This is a genomic window from Pseudomonas sp. S1_G07 (assembly GCF_054668565.1).
The window spans coordinates 843,311-860,435 of record NZ_CP162778.1; the positions used below are offsets into that span (position 1 = coordinate 843,311).

At 61.9% G+C, this 17,125-nt stretch carries 18 protein-coding genes; 13 read left to right on the forward strand and 5 right to left on the reverse strand.

What is annotated here, in order from left to right; all coding sequences use genetic code 11:
* Positions 1 to 22 precede the first annotated feature (22 nt).
* Positions 23 to 802 carry an exodeoxyribonuclease III gene (locus AB4O05_RS04015; RefSeq protein WP_003195493.1) on the forward strand — a complete coding sequence of 260 codons (780 nt, stop codon included), beginning with the start codon at positions 23 to 25 and terminating at the stop codon, positions 800 to 802.
* Positions 803 to 874: 72 nt separating this feature from the next.
* Here the strand turns inward: AB4O05_RS04015 and AB4O05_RS04020 are convergent, their stop codons facing one another.
* Together AB4O05_RS04020 and rph are read right to left on the reverse strand one after the other, a co-directional pair.
* Positions 875 to 1,243: a DUF4870 domain-containing protein gene (locus tag AB4O05_RS04020; protein WP_460132843.1), complete on the reverse strand. Its 369-nt coding sequence runs from the start codon at positions 1,241 to 1,243 to the stop codon at positions 875 to 877.
* Between the two features lie 22 nt (positions 1,244 to 1,265).
* The gene (gene rph / locus AB4O05_RS04025; RefSeq protein ID WP_016975928.1) at positions 1,266 to 1,988 is read right to left on the reverse strand and encodes a ribonuclease PH; all 723 of its coding nucleotides are present in this window, start codon (positions 1,986 to 1,988) and stop codon (positions 1,266 to 1,268) included.
* Positions 1,989 to 2,284: 296 nt separating this feature from the next.
* On the opposite strand from rph, the gene AB4O05_RS04030 reads away from it, so the two are divergent.
* The 6 genes from AB4O05_RS04030 (at position 2,285) to AB4O05_RS04055 (ending at position 7,580) form a co-directional block, all read left to right on the forward strand.
* Positions 2,285 to 3,148 carry a YicC/YloC family endoribonuclease gene (locus AB4O05_RS04030; RefSeq protein ID WP_460132840.1) on the forward strand — a complete coding sequence of 288 codons (864 nt, stop codon included), beginning with the start codon at positions 2,285 to 2,287 and terminating at the stop codon, positions 3,146 to 3,148.
* Between the two features lie 10 nt (positions 3,149 to 3,158).
* The gene (gmk, locus tag AB4O05_RS04035; RefSeq protein WP_460132839.1) at positions 3,159 to 3,779 is read left to right on the forward strand and encodes a guanylate kinase; all 621 of its coding nucleotides are present in this window, start codon (positions 3,159 to 3,161) and stop codon (positions 3,777 to 3,779) included.
* 167 nt (positions 3,780 to 3,946) lie between these two features.
* Positions 3,947 to 4,210, forward strand: coding sequence for a DNA-directed RNA polymerase subunit omega (rpoZ, locus tag AB4O05_RS04040; protein WP_460132838.1), 264 nt, complete (start codon positions 3,947 to 3,949; stop codon positions 4,208 to 4,210).
* A 60-nt stretch (positions 4,211 to 4,270) separates the two neighbouring features.
* A complete protein-coding gene (spoT, locus tag AB4O05_RS04045; RefSeq protein ID WP_300627393.1) occupies positions 4,271 to 6,376 on the forward strand; it encodes a bifunctional GTP diphosphokinase/guanosine-3',5'-bis pyrophosphate 3'-pyrophosphohydrolase in 2,106 nt (701 codons plus the stop codon).
* Positions 6,377 to 6,400: 24 nt separating this feature from the next.
* Complete coding sequence (locus AB4O05_RS04050; protein WP_003176922.1) at positions 6,401 to 6,781, forward strand: RidA family protein; 381 nt, start codon at positions 6,401 to 6,403, stop codon at positions 6,779 to 6,781.
* A 55-nt stretch (positions 6,782 to 6,836) separates the two neighbouring features.
* Positions 6,837 to 7,580: a hypothetical protein gene (locus AB4O05_RS04055; RefSeq protein WP_460132836.1), complete on the forward strand. Its 744-nt coding sequence runs from the start codon at positions 6,837 to 6,839 to the stop codon at positions 7,578 to 7,580.
* A gap of 47 nt (positions 7,581 to 7,627) precedes the next feature.
* Here AB4O05_RS04055 and AB4O05_RS04060 read toward each other — a convergent pair whose 3' ends face one another.
* Positions 7,628 to 8,479, reverse strand: a complete 852-nt coding sequence (locus AB4O05_RS04060) for an SDR family oxidoreductase (protein WP_460132835.1) — start codon at positions 8,477 to 8,479, stop codon at positions 7,628 to 7,630.
* Between the two features lie 188 nt (positions 8,480 to 8,667).
* Between AB4O05_RS04060 and exbB the strand changes: the two genes are divergently transcribed.
* The 6 genes from exbB (at position 8,668) to AB4O05_RS04090 (ending at position 15,514) form a co-directional block, all read left to right on the forward strand.
* Positions 8,668 to 9,639, forward strand: a complete 972-nt coding sequence (gene exbB / locus AB4O05_RS04065; RefSeq protein WP_460132833.1) for a tonB-system energizer ExbB — start codon at positions 8,668 to 8,670, stop codon at positions 9,637 to 9,639.
* A 6-nt stretch (positions 9,640 to 9,645) separates the two neighbouring features.
* Positions 9,646 to 10,071, forward strand: a complete 426-nt coding sequence (gene exbD / locus AB4O05_RS04070; RefSeq protein WP_460132832.1) for a TonB system transport protein ExbD — start codon at positions 9,646 to 9,648, stop codon at positions 10,069 to 10,071.
* Positions 10,068 to 10,820, forward strand: a complete 753-nt coding sequence (locus AB4O05_RS04075) for a TonB family protein (protein ID WP_460132830.1) — start codon at positions 10,068 to 10,070, stop codon at positions 10,818 to 10,820. Before exbD ends, AB4O05_RS04075 begins: the two co-directional genes overlap by 4 nt.
* 211 nt (positions 10,821 to 11,031) lie before the next feature.
* The gene (locus AB4O05_RS04080) at positions 11,032 to 11,952 is read left to right on the forward strand and encodes a hydrogen peroxide-inducible genes activator (RefSeq protein WP_015886540.1); all 921 of its coding nucleotides are present in this window, start codon (positions 11,032 to 11,034) and stop codon (positions 11,950 to 11,952) included.
* Between the two features lie 8 nt (positions 11,953 to 11,960).
* Entirely contained in the window at positions 11,961 to 14,036 is a 2,076-nt protein-coding gene (gene recG, locus AB4O05_RS04085) for an ATP-dependent DNA helicase RecG (RefSeq protein ID WP_460132828.1), read from the forward strand.
* A 77-nt stretch (positions 14,037 to 14,113) separates the two neighbouring features.
* Positions 14,114 to 15,514 (forward strand): aminoacyl-tRNA deacylase and HDOD domain-containing protein, encoded by a 1,401-nt coding sequence (locus AB4O05_RS04090; RefSeq protein WP_460132827.1) that lies wholly within the window; start codon positions 14,114 to 14,116, stop codon positions 15,512 to 15,514.
* Positions 15,515 to 15,626: 112 nt separating this feature from the next.
* Here the strand turns inward: AB4O05_RS04090 and AB4O05_RS04095 are convergent, their stop codons facing one another.
* Both AB4O05_RS04095 and tagQ read right to left on the reverse strand, forming a co-directional pair.
* On the reverse strand, positions 15,627 to 16,004 hold the full coding sequence (locus AB4O05_RS04095) for a helicase (protein WP_150674505.1): 378 nt from the start codon (positions 16,002 to 16,004) through the stop codon (positions 15,627 to 15,629).
* Between the two features lie 124 nt (positions 16,005 to 16,128).
* Positions 16,129 to 17,052, reverse strand: coding sequence for a type VI secretion system-associated lipoprotein TagQ (gene tagQ / locus AB4O05_RS04100; protein ID WP_460132824.1), 924 nt, complete (start codon positions 17,050 to 17,052; stop codon positions 16,129 to 16,131).
* Positions 17,053 to 17,125: the final 73 nt, after the last annotated feature.

The window sequence follows — 17,125 nt, forward strand, 5'->3', positions numbered from 1 at the left end:
CACGTGATTTTTGGGGCCATTTATGCGGATCATCAGTGTGAACGTTAATGGTATTCAGGCTGCAGTCGAGCGTGGTTTGCTCAGTTGGCTGCAAGCCCAGAATGCTGACGTCATCTGCCTGCAGGATACCCGCGCCTCCGCCTTTGAACTGGACGACCCAGCCTTCCAACTGGATGGCTACTTCCTTTATGCCTGTGATGCCGAAGTGCCCACCCAAGGTGGCGTGGCTTTGTACTCGCGGTTGCAACCCAAGGCGGTCATCAGCGGCCTCGGCTTCGAGACAGCCGACCGCTACGGGCGCTACCTGCAAGCCGATTTCGATAAGGTCAGCATCGCGACCTTGCTGCTCCCTTCGGGGCAGAACGGCGATGAAGACTTGAACCAGAAGTTCAAGCTAATGGACGATTTCGCCCGTTATCTGGATAAACAGCGACGCAAACGTCGCGAGTACATTTATTGTGGCTCGCTGTACGTGGCGCAACAGAAGCTGGATATCAAGAACTGGCGCGATAGCCAGCAATCACCCGGTTTCCTGGCGCCTGAACGGGCCTGGATGGACGAGATTGTCGGCAATATGGGCTATGTCGATGCCCTGCGCGAAGTCAGCCGCGAAGGCGACCAGTACAGTTGGTGGCCGGACAATGAACAGGCCGAGATGCTCAACCTGGGCTGGCGTTTCGACTACCAGTTGCTGACCCCGGGCCTGCGCCGGTTCGTTCGCAGCGCACGCCTGCCACGTCAGCCGCGCTTCTCGCAACACGCGCCGCTGATCGTGGACTACGACTGGACACTGACCATATAAGGTCTTCCTCCAGGCACAAAAAAACCGACATCGCTGTCGGTTTTTTTGTGGATGCCTGCAATTGAACAAGCGTTATTTGACCAGGCGCCACGTGAAGGGATAGCGATAGGCGATGCCCTTATTGGCCTTGATACCGCCAATGATCGTCAGCACCACGGTGGCCACAGCCAATGCAATCATCAGGAAAAACCCGATCACCGCGAACGCCAGTACCATGCAGACCAGCCAGGCAATGGCCACGGTGATCTGGAAGTTCAAGGCTTCCTTGCCTTGATCATCAATGAAAGCATCCTTTTCCTTCCTTACTTGCCACAAAATCAGTGGCCCCACGACGCTGCCGAAGGGGAACACAAACCCCAGAAACGCAGCAAAATGACACAACATTGCCCCTTGGCGCGCTTCGTAGGACGGGATGGGCACTGGTGGCTGACTGTCATTCATGGCATGTCTCCTTGAGGCCGACTCAGTCAGCCAGTGCGGCGTTCTGCAGTTCGAATATCTCGGTCATGCCTTTCTGAGCCAGGGCCAGCATGGCGTTCAGCTCGGCCGGCTGGAATGGCGCGCCTTCGGCGGTGCCCTGTACTTCGATGAAGCCACCGGTGCTGGTCATCACCACGTTCAGGTCGGTCTCGGCGGCCGAGTCTTCCAGGTAGTCCAGGTCCAGCACAGGCTCGCCCTGGTACATACCCACCGATACAGCGGCGATCATCTGCTTGAGCGGGTCACCGCCTTTCAGGCCGCCACGCTTCTTGATCACTTTGAGTGCGTCGACCAGGGCCACCATGGCGCCGGTAATGGACGCGGTACGCGTACCGCCATCGGCCTGGATTACGTCGCAGTCGACATACAGGGTCACGTCGCCCAGCTTGGACATGTCCAGGGCTGCACGCAGCGAACGACCGATCAGGCGCTGGATCTCCAGGGTACGGCCCCCCTGCTTGCCACGGCTGGCTTCACGCTGGTTACGCTCGCCGGTAGCGCGCGGCAGCATGCCGTATTCGGCGGTCAACCAGCCCTGGCCCTGGCCCTTGAGGAAGCGTGGCACGCCGTTTTCAACGCTGACGGTGCAGATCACCTTGGTATCGCCAAACTCGACCAGTACGGATCCCTCGGCGTGTTTGGTGTAGTTGCGGGTGATGCGGATCGAGCGGAGCTGATCGGCAGCGCGACCACTTGGACGTTTCATAGGGGATACCTGTACGGAGGACGAAAAACTGCCGAGCATTATAGAGCCGCGAGCCGATTCGGGGCACTTCTAAAAAATTCGGTTACGAATGTTCGGGTTTGGGCGCGCTCCTCCCGTTGCGCTACAATCCTGCGCCTTCAGACTGTAGGAGCGAGCTTGCTCGCGAAAAACGTCAACGATGACGCGCCCTTCCTGACTTAACGCGGCAACCTTGAGTTCTTCGCGAGCAAGCTCGCTCCTACAGAAAGCCTTAACCATCAGCCCGTGTTTGCGAGGCTGCAACGCGAGGTACCTCCATGGTGCACAGCATGACCGCCTTCGCCCGCGTCGAAAAAGCCGGCGCCCAAGGCACCCTCAGCTGGGAACTGCGTTCGGTCAACAGTCGTTACCTGGAGCCGCACCTGCGCCTGCCGGAGTCTTTCCGCGACCTCGAAGGCGCCGTGCGTGAAGCGCTGCGCCAGGGTATCTCGCGCGGCAAGCTGGAATGCACCCTGCGCTTTACCGAGGAAACCACCGGCAAGCCGTTGCAGGTCGACCGTGACCGCGCCGCGCAACTGGTCGCCGCCGCCGAAACCATCGCCGGCCTGATCAAGCAGCCTGCCGCGTTGAACCCCCTGGAAGTGCTGGCCTGGCCCGGGGTACTGGTGGCCGATGCCGCCGACCCGCAAACCCTCAACGCCGAAGCCCTCGCCCTGTTCAACCAGGGTTTGAAAGAGCTCAAGGCCGGCCGCGAGCGCGAAGGCGCCGAACTGGCGCGCCTGATCAACGAGCGCCTGAGCTCGATCGAGGCCGACGTGATGATCCTGCGCGAACTGGTCCCGCAGATGCTCGCCACCCAGCGCCAGAAGGTCCTCGACCGCTTCACCGACATGAAGGCCGACCTCGACCCCGTGCGCCTGGAGCAGGAAATGGTCCTGCTCGCGCAGAAGAGCGATGTCGCCGAAGAGCTCGACCGCCTGAGCACCCACATCCTTGAAGTGCGCCGGGTGCTCAAGTCCGGCGGCGCCGCCGGTCGGCGCCTGGACTTCCTGATGCAGGAACTCAACCGCGAAGCCAATACACTCGGCTCCAAGGCGTTCGATCCGCGCAGCACCACGGCGGCGGTCAACCTCAAGGTGTTGATCGAACAAATGCGCGAACAAGTCCAGAATATTGAGTAAGGCAACCTCCATGACCCACAGCACCGGCACCCTTTACATCATTTCCGCCCCTTCGGGCGCGGGCAAGAGCAGCCTGGTCAAGGCGCTGACCGACACCAATGACCAGATCCGCATTTCGGTGTCCCATACCACCCGCGCCATGCGCCCGGGAGAGGTGAACGGCGTGCACTACCACTTCGTCGAGCGCACCGAGTTCGTCAAGATGATCGAGCACGGCGACTTCCTGGAGCGCGCCGAAGTGTTCGGCAACCTCTACGGTACCTCGCAAAGCCACTTGCAACAGACCCTCGACGAAGGTCACGACCTGATCCTGGAAATCGACTGGCAAGGCGCCGAGCAAGTGCGCCAGCTGATGCCCAAGGCGCGTTCGATATTCATCCTGCCACCATCGCTCGAAGCCTTGCACCAGCGCCTGACCAATCGCGGCCAGGACAGCGACGCAATCATCGAAGGCCGCATGCGCGAAGCCGTCAGCGAAATGAGCCACTATGTCGACTACGACTATCTGATCATCAACGACGATTTTGCCCACGCGCTGGAAGACCTGAAGGCGATTTTCCGTGCCAATCAGCTCCAGCAAAAGCGTCAACAGCAGCGTTTCGGTAAATTACTGGCCGAACTGCTCGGCTGATGGACTCTTCCCAAAATCGCTGCAAGGGCTTTACATTGGCGCTTGTAGCGGTTTTGCGAGGGCTTGCGAAAAATCAGCGCTTCCCTAAACGCTGGTGTTTTTTTAAACTGCTCAGTCCGCTCGCCCAACCGGGCAGCGCGCATCTTGCATTCGCTCCGAGGAATACCATGGCCCGCGTAACCGTTGAAGACTGCCTAGAACACGTGGATAACCGCTTTGAGCTGGTCATGCTCTCTACCAAGCGTGCCCGTCAACTGGCCACTGGCGGCAAAGAGCCCCTGGTCCAGTGGGAAAACGACAAGCCTACCGTTGTCGCCTTGCGTGAAATTGCCGAAGGCCTGATGAGCTACAAGTTCATCGCCGAGCAGGAAGTCGTTCATGAAGAACCGCTGTTTGCAGCGTTCGAGGACGAGTCCAACGAGGCCGTCTAAGCCTATGCCTGGTCGACGTAGCACGGCGCGGGGTCACAGCTTTCGGCAGGAGTTAATACTGTGCCGAGCATAGACGCCCTCGCCGATCGCTTATCGACCTACCTCGGCCCAGACCAGGTCAACCTGGTCCGCCGAGCGTATTTCTACGCCGAACAAGCCCACGACGGCCAGCGCCGCCGTAGCGGTGAGGCGTATGTCACCCATCCTCTTGCGGTGGCCAATATTCTCGCCGACATGCACATGGACCATCAGAGCCTGATGGCCGCGATGCTGCATGACGTGATCGAAGACACCGGCATTGCCAAGGAAGCGCTCAGTGCGCAATTTGGCGAAACCGTGGCCGAACTGGTCGACGGGGTCAGCAAGCTGACCCAGATGAACTTCGAGACCAAGGCCGAGGCCCAGGCGGAAAACTTCCAGAAGATGGCCATGGCCATGGCCCGGGACATCCGCGTGATCCTGGTCAAGCTGGCCGACCGGCTGCACAACATGCGCACGCTGGAAGTCCTGTCCGGCGAAAAACGCCGGCGCATCGCCAAGGAAACCCTGGAAATTTACGCGCCCATTGCCAACCGGCTGGGCATGCACGCCATTCGCATCGAGTTCGAAGACCTCGGTTTCAAGGCGATGCACCCGATGCGCTCGGCGCGTATCTACCAGGCGGTCAAGCGCGCCCGGGGCAATCGCAAGGAAATCGTCAACAAGATCGAAGAGTCTCTCAGCCATTGCCTGGCGATCGACGAGATCGAGGGCGAGGTCAGCGGCCGGCAGAAGCATATCTACGGCATCTACAAGAAGATGCGCGGCAAGCGCCGGGCCTTCAACGAGATCATGGACGTGTATGCGTTCCGGATCATCGTCGACAAGGTCGACACCTGCTACCGCGTGCTGGGCGCTGTACATAATTTGTACAAACCTCTGCCAGGGCGCTTCAAGGACTACATCGCCATTCCCAAGGCCAACGGCTATCAGTCGCTGCATACCACGCTGTTCGGTATGCACGGGGTGCCGATCGAGATCCAGATCCGCACCCGCGAAATGGAAGAGATGGCCAACAACGGCATTGCCGCCCATTGGTTGTACAAATCCAGCGGCGACGAGCAGCCCAAAGGCACCCATGCCCGCGCCCGCCAGTGGGTCAAGGGCGTGCTGGAAATGCAGCAACGCGCTGGCAACTCCCTTGAATTTATCGAAAGCGTGAAGATCGACCTGTTCCCGGACGAGGTCTATGTATTCACGCCCAAAGGCCGGATCATGGAGCTGCCCAAAGGCTCCACGGCGGTCGACTTCGCCTATGCCGTGCACACCGACGTGGGCAACAGCTGCATCGCCTGCCGCATCAACCGCCGCCTGGCCCCGCTGTCGGAACCGCTGCAAAGCGGCTCCACCGTGGAGATCGTCAGCGCTCCGGGCGCGCGGCCAAACCCGGCGTGGCTCAACTTCGTGGTCACCGGCAAGGCACGTACGCATATCCGCCACGCGTTGAAGCTGCAGCGCCGTTCCGAATCCATCAGCCTGGGCGAACGCCTGCTGAACAAGGTACTCAACGGCTTCGACAGCGCCCTGGACAAGATCCCGCAAGAACGCGTGCAGGCAATGCTCCAGGAGTATCGCCAGGAAACCATCGAAGACCTGCTGGAAGATATCGGCCTGGGCAATCGCATGGCCTATGTGGTCGCCCGCCGCCTGCTCGGCGAAGGCGAACAGCTGCCAAGCCCGGAAGGTCCGCTGGCGATTCGCGGCACCGAGGGCCTGGTGCTCAGCTACGCCAAATGCTGCACGCCGATCCCGGGCGACCCGATTGTCGGCCATTTGTCCGCGGGCAAAGGCATGGTGGTGCACCTGGACAACTGCCGCAACATCACCGAAATCCGCCACAACCCGGAAAAATGCATCCAGCTTTCCTGGGCCAAGGATGTCACCGGCGAATTCAACGTCGAACTGCGCGTGGAGCTGGAACACCAGCGCGGCCTGATCGCACTGTTGGCCAGCAGCGTCAACGCGGCCGACGGCAATATCGAGAAAATCAGCATGGACGAGCGCGATGGTCGCATCAGCGTGGTCCAACTGGTGGTCAGCGTGCACGACCGCGTGCACCTGGCCCGCGTGATCAAGAAACTGCGTGCCCTGACCGGAGTGATCCGCATCACCCGCATGCGTGCGTAGCCCATCCATTACAAGGAGTCATTCATGACCAAGACCGTTATCACCAGCGACAAGGCCCCGGCCGCCATCGGCACCTACTCCCAGGCGATCAAGGCGGGCAACACCGTCTACATGTCCGGCCAGATCCCGCTGGACCCAAAGACCATGGAACTGGTGGAAGGCTTTGAAGCCCAGACCGTACAGGTCTTCGAAAACCTCAAGTCGGTGGCCGAAGCGGCTGGCGGCTCGTTCAAGGACATCGTCAAGCTGAACATCTTCCTCACCGACCTGAGCCACTTCGCCAAGGTCAACGAGATCATGGGCAAGTACTTCGAACAACCTTACCCGGCCCGCGCCGCGATCGGCGTGGCCGCCCTGCCAAAGGGTGCCCAGGTTGAGATGGACGCGATCCTGGTCATCGAGTAAAACACCCGGCGCAGCCCCACAGGCTGCGCCGACTTCGTTTTAAAAGGATTTCATGATGCGCAAAGCGCTTGTAGCCACTTCGTTGCTCGCCCTGATGCTCGGCGGCTGCGCCAGCAACCCCGCCGACCTGGATGTGAGCGGCACCTGGATCAACCAGGTCGCCATCGATGCGGCAGCCAAGGGTGGCCCTTTGCGCGAAGCGCTGCAAAGCTACGGCCCGACCCTCGAATGGGCAGTTAACCCCAAGGCTGCGCAGGCGCGTTACTACAACGGCTTTGAAGCCGCCGAAGGCAAGTTGCTGGCTGAACAATCCGGCGCCTGGCGCGTTGACTTCTACGGCAGCTCCGCCACCGAACTCAAGCGCAAAGGCCAACAACTGCTGCAAGTGGCCAACGACAATGAGCCCGAACAGCTGTTTGCCCGCGCCAAGGAACCCGCACCGGAAGGCGCGCCGTTGGGCGCCAACTTTGAGCGTGCGCTGTACGCAGCCTACATGGGCGGCGACTGGAAGATCAGCGATGGCTTCGGTAGCGGCGCCACGGTGCAGTTCCAGGCTGACGGCAAGGTCGCCGGGTTGCCGAACGTTGATCGGTATTCGCTGTGCCTGGCCGGCGATTGCGCATCCATGAGCGGTGGCTACGACAGCATCTGGCTGCAACTCAACGGCGTCGGCAACCCGTGGATCTTTACGCGCAAAGGCAAACAACTGGAGATCTTCCAGGCAATCAATACCGCACAAACGGATGAAGTCCCTTCGTTCACACCAGGCCCTCGCCAATGGCTGCTTGAAAAGCAGTAGCAAAATGCAGGAGCAGGCACGCCGGCCCCCACCGTTTTGACCGCGTTTCAGCCCTTGAGAATGGCGGCATACCCTTCGCGGTAGGTCGGATAGGTGGGTGTCCACCCCAGCGCCTTGATACGTGCATTACTGCATTGCTTGCTGCCCGCACGTCGCACGCTGGCGTCCTCGGACCACTCCGTTACGCCCAAGTACTCACGCAACCAGGCCACCACTTCGGCCAAAGGCGCCGGCGCGTCATCGACACCGATATAGACCTTATCCAGCGAACCGCCCTGCTCCACATGGCGCAACAAAAACGCCAGCAGGCCCGCCGCGTCATCGGCATGTATGCGGTTGCCATATAACGGCGGATCGATGGCTACGCGGTAACCCTGGCGGACCTGGGTCAACAGCCATTCGCGGCCTGGCCCGTAGATTCCCGTCAGGCGCACGACGCTCGCTGCAATGCCGCTATTGAGCGCTACCTGCTCGGCTTCCAGCATGATCTGGCCGGAATAGCCCTTGGCCTGGGTTTGCGAGGTTTCGTCGACCCACTCCCCATTCTGCTGCCCATACACGCTGCTGCTGGATACAAACAGCAGGTGCCTGGGCGCCTGACCGTAGTCCTTCAACCACTCCAGCACATGGTGCAGCCCTTGAACGTAGGCCGCGCGATACCCGGCTTCGTCGTGATGCGTCGCGGCAGCGCAGTACACCAGGTAATCCACCCCACCAATGGGCCAGGTGTCGGGGCAATCCTTGTTGAACAGGTCGCCGGCGATACCGATCACGCCATCGGGCAGGCGCGAAATATCGCGGCGCAGACCATAAACCTCCCATTCCGAGGCGAGCAATTGGCTAGCCAGCCGACTACCCACATCGCCACAACCGGCAATCACAACAGAAGGCGCAGACATCGTAAAACTCCGTTCTTAAAGGCGCAGATTAGCCGCGCGAGAGGATCAGCGGCCAGTAAAAATAGAAATAAAGTAACAGTGCCACTTTAGTTAACAAGAATTACTTGCAATAATGACCACCCATTTGTCCTCGGCCCCAAGGGCCTGGCAGGACGATCACTCCTTCTTTTCTCTCAGGTCCGGCCAGCATGACACGTAATACAACCCCCGCTTCGCCAACCAAGCCTCACAGCCAGTCCCGCGCCTGGCGCGCGTTTGCTGCGTTGCTGTTCAGCGTATTGCTGGCGCCGACCGTCGCCTTCGCCGATGCCACCGCCCCAGCCGCTCCGGCTGCCACCGAGCAGAATGCAACCACCCCGGCCGCACCTGCCGCCGCCCCCGTTGCCACAGACCCTGCTACTCCGGCCGTCGCCGATGACAGCGGTGTCGTGCTGGAACAGGACAACACCCTGGGCATGGCCCACGACCTGTCGCCATGGGGCATGTACCAGAACGCTGACGTCGTGGTGAAGGCCGTGATGATCGGCCTGGCCATCGCCTCGATCATCACCTGGACCATCTGGATCGCCAAGGGCTTCGAGCTGCTGGGCGCCAAGCGTCGCCTGCGTGCCGAGATCGTCCACCTGAAAAAAGCCACCACCCTCAAGGAAGCCAGCGAAAGCGCGACCCAGAAGGGCACCCTGGCCAACACCCTGGTGCACGATGCCTTGGAAGAAATGCGCCTGTCGGCCAATACCCGCGAAAAAGAGGGCATCAAGGAGCGCGTGGCCTTCCGCCTGGAGCGCCTGGTGGCGGCCTGCGGTCGTAACATGAGCAGCGGCACCGGCGTACTCGCCACCATCGGTTCCACTGCGCCGTTCGTCGGCCTGTTCGGTACGGTGTGGGGCATCATGAACAGCTTCATCGGCATCGCCAAAACCCAGACCACCAACCTCGCAGTCGTTGCTCCGGGCATCGCCGAAGCCCTGCTCGCCACCGCCCTGGGCCTGGTTGCCGCGATTCCCGCGGTGGTGATCTACAACGTCTTCGCCCGCTCGATTGCCGGCTATAAGGCCCAGGTTTCGGACGCGTCGGCGGAAGTCCTGCTGCTGGTCAGCCGCGACCTCGATCACCTGCCTACCGAGCGCAGCTCGCAACCGCACATGGTGAAAGTGGGGTAATCGGCCATGGGCCTGCATTTGAATCAAGGCGACGACGAGCTCGTCGAAAACCACGAAATCAACGTCACGCCGTTTATCGACGTGATGCTGGTACTGCTGATCATCTTCATGGTGGCTGCACCGCTGGCGACCGTGGACATCAAGGTTGACCTGCCCGCGTCCAGCGCCAAGCCCGCGCCGCGCCCGGAAAAACCGGTGTTCCTCAGCGTCAAGGCGGACCAGCGCCTGTTCCTGGGCGAGGAAGAAGTCAAAGCTGAAACCCTGGGGGCGGTGCTCGACGCCAAGACCCAAGGCAAGAAAGACACGACGATCTTCTTCCAGGCCGACAAGGGCGTGGACTACGGCGACCTGATGAGCGTGATGGATGCCCTACGGGCAGCCGGCTACCTCAAGGTAGGCCTGGTCGGACTTGAGACGGCAGCCAAGAAATGATCACGACGCGCCACAAACTGACGCGTTATGGCACCAGCCTTGCCGTCGTGCTCGGCGTGCACGCCCTCGCGATTGCCGTGATGCTCCATTGGTCGGTACCGCGCCAGCCGCAATTGCCACCGGCGGCCATGGTCATTGACCTGGCGCCGATGCCAGCACCACCGCCGCCGCCGGCACCGCCCAAGGTGGTCACGCCACCGCAACCGCCGGCGCCGGTGGAAGAGTTGCCCCTGCCGAAACTGGCCGAGGCGCCCAAGCCGACGATCCAGGTGCCCAAGCCGGTCAAGCCCAAACCCAAACCACAGCCGCCCAAGCCTGTGGAGAAAAAGCCCGAGCCGCCCAAGGAGAAACCTGCCGAGGACCCTCCGAGCGATGCACCGCCGACCAAGGCGCCGGCTGAAAAATCGGCCCAGCCGGTTCCAGGTCCATCGCCCCAGCAGGTCGCCGCCAAGGCATCGTGGGAAGGCGCCCTGCTGGCGCATCTGCAGAAGTACAAGAAGTACCCGCCAGGCGCCCAGGCCCGTGGCAAGGAAGGCTTGAACCGCCTGAAGTTCGTGGTCGATGCCGAAGGCAATGTGCTGTCCTACGAGTTGGTGGGCCTCTCCGGCAACGCCGACCTGGACCGTGCCACCCTGGACATGATCCGTCGTGCCCAGCCGCTGCCCAAGCCACCGGCCGACATGGTGAAAAGCGGCAGTATCGAGATCGTTGCACCGTTCGTGTACAACATCGAGAAACGTCGCCGCTAACCCCTGTGGGAGCGGGCGTGCCCGCGATTGCGCCAGGTCAGTCACCGCCTCTTGGACTGACACTCCGTCATCGCGGGCACGCCCGCCCCCACCGTCGGTTCCAACACCTCAAAAAGTCGTACTCCCCGCTCAATCCCCGGCAAAGTTCTGATAACGTGCGTCTATCGATTGCAGCCGGTATGCTTGGCTCGCAACCTCATGGACGCCCGCTATGACTCTTACAGAATTACGCTACATCGTTACCCTCGCCCAAGAGCAACACTTCGGCCATGCCGCCGAGCGTTGCCACGTCAGTCAGCCGACGCTGTCGGTGGGCGTGAAAAAGCTTGAAGACGAACTCGGTGTGCTGATTTTCGAGCGCAGCAAAAGCGCCGTGCGCCTCACCCCGGTGGGCGAAGGCATCGTGGCCCAGGCCCAGAAGGTCCTGGAACAGGCGCAGAGCATTCGTGAACTGGCCCAGGCCGGCAAGAACCAGCTGACCGCGCCGCTGAAAGTCGGCGCCATCTACACCGTCGGCCCGTACCTGTTCCCGCACCTGATCCCGCAACTGCACCGCGTCGCACCGCAGATGCCGCTGTATATCGAAGAAAACTTCACCCACGTGCTGCGCGACAAACTGCGCAACGGCGAGCTGGACGCGATCATCATCGCCCTGCCGTTCAACGAGGCGGACGTCCTCACCCTGCCGCTCTACGACGAACCGTTCTACGTATTGATGCCAGCCTCCCACCCGTGGACACAGAAAGACACCATCGACGCCGGCCTGCTCAACGACAAGAGCCTGTTGCTGCTCGGCGAAGGCCACTGCTTCCGCGACCAGGTGCTGGAAGCCTGCCCGACCCTGACCAAGGGCAACGACGGCGCCAAGCACACCACGGTGGAATCCAGCTCCCTGGAAACCATTCGCCACATGGTCGCCTCCGGCCTGGGCATCTCGATCCTGCCGCTGTCGGCGGTGGACAGCCATCACTACGCCCCCGGCGTAATCGAAGTGCGCCCACTCACACCGCCGGTGCCGTTCCGTACCGTGGCGATCGCCTGGCGTGCCAGCTTCCCACGACCTAAAGCGATTGAGATCCTCGCCGACTCGATCCGCCTGTGCTCGGTGGCCAAGCCACCTGCCGCGAGCTAAGCCACGGTATGACTGAGCTGTCGCAGGTGCCGGTGACGGCACTCAAGGGTGTCGGTGAAGCCATGGCCGAGAAGCTGGCCAAGGTTGGCCTGGAGAACCTCCAGGACGTGCTGTTCCACCTGCCCCTGCGTTACCAGGACCGTACTCGCGTGGTGCCCATCGGCCAATTGCGCCCTGGGCAGGATGCGGTGGTCGAAGGCACTGTCAGCGGCGCCGACGTGGTGATGGGCAAGCGCCGCAGCCTGGTGGTACGCCTGCAGGATGGCACTGGTGGCCTGAGCCTGCGCTTCTACCATTTCAGCAACGCGCAGAAGGAAGGCCTCAAGCGCGGCACCCGCGTGCGTTGCTATGGCGAAGCACGACCGGGTGCGTCCGGCCTGGAAATCTACCACCCCGAATATCGCGCAATTACCGGCGACGAACCGCCGCCGGTGGATACCACCCTCACACCGATCTATCCGCTGACCGAGGGCCTTACCCAGCAGCGTCTGCGCCAACTGTGCATGCAGACCCTGACAATGCTCGGTCCGCAAAGCCTGCCCGACTGGCTGCCCCTGGAACTGGCCCGCGACTATCAACTGGCGCCGCTGTACGACGCAATTCGCTATCTGCATCACCCACCGGCCGACGCCGATGTCGACGAATTGGCACTCGGCCATCACTGGGCCCAGCACCGCCTGGCCTTCGAAGAACTGCTCACCCATCAACTGTCCCAGCAACGCCTGCGCGAAAGCATGCGTGCCCTGCGCGCACCGGCGATGCCCAAGGCCACGCGCCTGCCTGCGCAATACCTGGCCAACCTCGGCTTCACGCCGACCGGGGCGCAGCAGCGCGTGGGCAATGAAATCGCCTACGACCTCAGCCAGCAGGAACCCATGCTGCGCCTGATTCAGGGCGACGTGGGCGCGGGCAAGACCGTGGTTGCCGCCCTCGCCGCCCTGCAAGCGCTGGAGGCCGGCTACCAGGTGGCGCTGATGGCGCCGACGGAGATTCTCGCCGAACAGCACTTCATCACCTTCAAGCGTTGGCTCGAACCTCTGGGCCTGGAAGTGGCCTGGCTGGCGGGCAAGCTCAAGGGCAAGACCCGCGCGGCGGCGCTGGAACAGATCGCCAGTGGCGCACCCATGGTGGTGGGTACCCATGCATTGTTCCAGGACGAAGTGCAGTTCAAGAACCTGGCCCTGGTGATCATCGACGAACAACACCGCTTCGGCGTGCAGCAACGCCTGGCCCTGCGCCAGAAAGGTGTGGGCGGGCGCATGAACCCGCACCAGTTGATCATGACCGCCACGCCGATCCCGCGCACCCTGGCCATGAGCGCCTACGCCGACCTCGACACCTCGATCCTCGACGAACTGCCGCCCGGCCGCACCCCGGTCAACACGGTACTGGTCACCGACACCCGGCGTGTCGAAGTGATCGAGCGGGTACGCGGCGCCTGCGCCGAAGGGCGCCAGGCCTATTGGGTATGCACGCTGATCGAAGAGTCCGAAGAACTGACCTGTCAGGCCGCCGAAACCACCTTTGAAGACCTCACCAGCGCCTTGGGCGAGCTCAAGGTCGGGCTGATCCACGGGCGCATGAAGCCTGCGGAAAAAGCTGCGGTGATGGCTGAATTCAAGGCCGGCAATCTGCAGTTGCTGGTGGCCACCACGGTGATCGAAGTCGGCGTGGATGTGCCCAACGCCAGCTTGATGATCATCGAAAACCCCGAGCGCCTGGGCCTGGCGCAACTGCACCAACTGCGCGGCCGCGTCGGCCGGGGCAGTGCCGCCAGCCACTGCGTGCTGCTGTATCACCCGCCGTTGTCGCAGATCGGTCGCCAGCGACTGGGCATCATGCGCGAAACCAACGACGGTTTTGTCATCGCCGAAAAAGACCTCGAACTGCGCGGCCCCGGCGAAATGCTCGGCACGCGCCAGACCGGCCTGCTGCAATTCAAGGTCGCCGACCTGATGCGCGACGCCGACCTGTTGCCTGCCGTGCGCGATGCGGCGCAAGCCCTGCTCGAGCGCTGGCCGGATCACGTCAGCCCGCTGCTCGACCGCTGGCTGCGGCATGGGCAGCAATACGGCCAAGTTTGACGTCTGACGCACTAATACGACCTACAGGTGTACCAAGCTGGTTATACTTCGGTGACTGTACGAAATTGGATCAGGCCATGTCAGAAGTCGCCCTAGCCACAGTCCCACTGACCGCCCCGCCGGTCATTCGGGCTCTGCTCGCAAAGCTCGCCATCAGCTACACGGAAGTCATCGAACATCCGGGCCTGAATCCTGCTCGAAAGGTCCAGGCGGTGCTGCTGGAAGATGCGGTGGGCGCACTGATGGTGCTGTTCCCCCAGAGCCAGCTGCTTGACCTCAACCGCCTCACCGAACTCACCGGTCGCCGCCTCACGGCCGTGGCACCGGATCGCGTCAAACGCATGCTGGGCAAACATGAACTGAGCCTGCTGCCGGGCCTGCCGGCACTCACCAGCTCGCCGTGCCTGTACGAGGGCAGCCTGCTCAACGAGCCGAGCCTGCTGGTGCACTCGGGCGAAGCCGGGCTGCTGCTGGAAATCACCAGCGACGCCTTCAAGACCATGCTCACCAAAGCCAGTGCCGGTCATTTCGGCGAACCGCTGAGCAATATTCGCCCCAACCTCGACCGCCCCAACGACGACCGCGAGGAAATCACCCAGGCCATGCAGGCGTTCACCGCCCGCCGTATCCAGCAGCGCCTGGAAGCGACCATCGAGATTCCGCCGCTGGCCGACACCGCGCAGAAGATCATCAAGCTGCGGGTCGATCCCAATGCGACCATCGACGATATCACCGGCGTGGTCGAAACCGACCCGGCACTGGCGGCCCAAGTGGTCAGTTGGGCCGCTTCACCCTATTACGCCTCACCGGGCAAGATCCGCTCGGTGGAAGACGCCATCGTGCGGGTGCTGGGTTTCGACCTGGTGATCAACCTGGCGCTGGGCCTGGCCCTGGGCAAAACCCTGAGCCTGCCCAAGGACAACCCGCACCAGGCCACGCCGTATTGGCACCAATCGATCTACACCGCCGCCGTGATCGAAGGCCTGACCCGTGCCATGCCCCGTGCGCAACGCCCGGAAGCCGGCCTGACCTACCTGGCCGGACTGCTGCACAACTTCGGTTACCTGCTGCTGGCCCACGTGTTTCCGCCGCATTTCTCGCTGATCTGCCGCCACCTGGAGGTCAACCCGCACCTGTGCCACAGCTACGTGGAGCAACATTTGCTGGGCATCAGCCGCGAGCAGATCGGTGCCTGGCTGATGCGCTACTGGGACATGCCGGACGAGCTGTCCACCGCCCTGCGCTTCCAGCACGACCCCAGCTATGACGGGCAATATGCCGAATACCCGAACCTGGTGTGCCTGGCCGTGCGCCTGTTGCGCAGCCGGGGGATTGGCTCCGGGCCGGATGAAACGATCCCGGATGGGCTGCTCGATCGCCTGGGCTTGAGCCGTGACAAAGCTGAAGAAGTGGTCGCCAAGGTGCTGGATGCCGAAGTGCTGTTGCGTGAGCTGGCGTCGCAGTTCAGCCAGGGATAAGTCTACCGCCCGTTACACCGCTATCGCAGGCAAGCCAGCTCCCACAGTTGACCGAGTTCCAGCTTTGGAATGCGGTCACTGCAGGAGCTGGCTTGCCTGCGATGAACTCAGCTCAATTCTTCTTTTTCTTCGGTTTCAAATACTTGGTCAACCCCTGGAACCAGATCACCAGCGCCGGGTTGCCCTTGATCTGGATCGACTTGTCCTGAATCCCCGTCATGAACGCCAATTGCTTGTTCTTCGCCTGCATCGTGGCGAAGCCGTAGGCCGCGTCCTTGAATGCTATGGCAAACGCCGGCGCCGGGTGAACACCCGAACGACTGGTAATACGCTGGTCTTTGACGATGAAGTGACGGGCAACCTTGCCGTCGAGGGTCTGCAACTGGAACGCCAGGTCTTTGTCACCCAGCTGTTGCTGAAAGGCAGGATTGGTGCGGCTGGCTTTGCCCATCATCAGGCCCAGCACCCACAACAGAAGACGAAATTTCATGCACACGGCCTCGGTGTAATTATTGAGTGGCCGCAGCAGTGTAGCGATTTGCCAGAGGAACGCCACCGATCTCGCGCTTTAGCGGGAGATCGGTTGGCGTTTAACGCTTATAGCAACAACTTGCTTAAACGTTAGGGCAAGGCACCGGTGCCCAGTCAGCCAGGTTCGGATCGCGGCAAGTGCCTTCGATCTGCGCTTTACCGGCGCTGGCGACCTGCTTGCTTTCAGCTTGCTTGGCCTGCACGGTCTGGATGCTCTTCTCGGTAGTGACCGCTTCTTTTGGCACGACTGGCAACGGCGGCTTCTTCGCCACTTTGACTTGCTTCTTGCCTTTGGCCGGGGCAACTACCGGCGCGGTGTCGGCGGTGGCTACGGTCACCACGTCGTTACGCTGCACGCCCACCTGTTGCAGGTCTTTCTCGTAGGCCTGGGTGTAATTGTTCAGGTCTTCAGCGGCCTTGCCGTTGACCGCGACGATCAGATCATTGGATTCCTTCAGGCCGGAAACGATTTCCGCCAGGCGCTTGCGGCCTTCGGTGTCGTTGACGGTCTTGGCTTTGCGATCGGCCACCAGCTTGGTGAATGCACTCTGGTAGCACTGTTGCGACGCCTTGGCGTAAGCGGTGCTGCGGTCGATGTCGGAGGCGCTTTTGTTGAAGTCGGTGGAGTACGACGCGATGCGCTGGTTGTCATCAGCGATCTGCTTCTGACGCTCGGTGTAGTAACCCGCCGCGCCACCCGCCAAGGCGCCGCCCGCTGCGCCGATAGCGGCGTTACGGCCGCGCTTTTCCTTATCGCCGGTCAGGGCGCCCAGCAGGGCACCGCCGGCAGCGCCGAGGGCCGCGCCGGTGACAACCGACTTGGTCATGTTCGAATCGGTGGCACGCAGGTGCTGAACCGGTTCGTAGCAGTTGGGGTAGTACTCGACCTTGGTGCTGGACGCGACCTTGGAGGCCGGCGACGTGGCGCAACCTGTCAATACCGTGCTGAAGCCAGCGGCAATCAGCAGCAGGTGACGCTTGGAAACCGCCTTACGGGAAAAAAGCATAAGTTGTGTTCTCTTCTAAGTTTGACTTGCCCAGCACGGCCACTGCCGCCTGAGTCCCTTCCAAGCTCGCTGC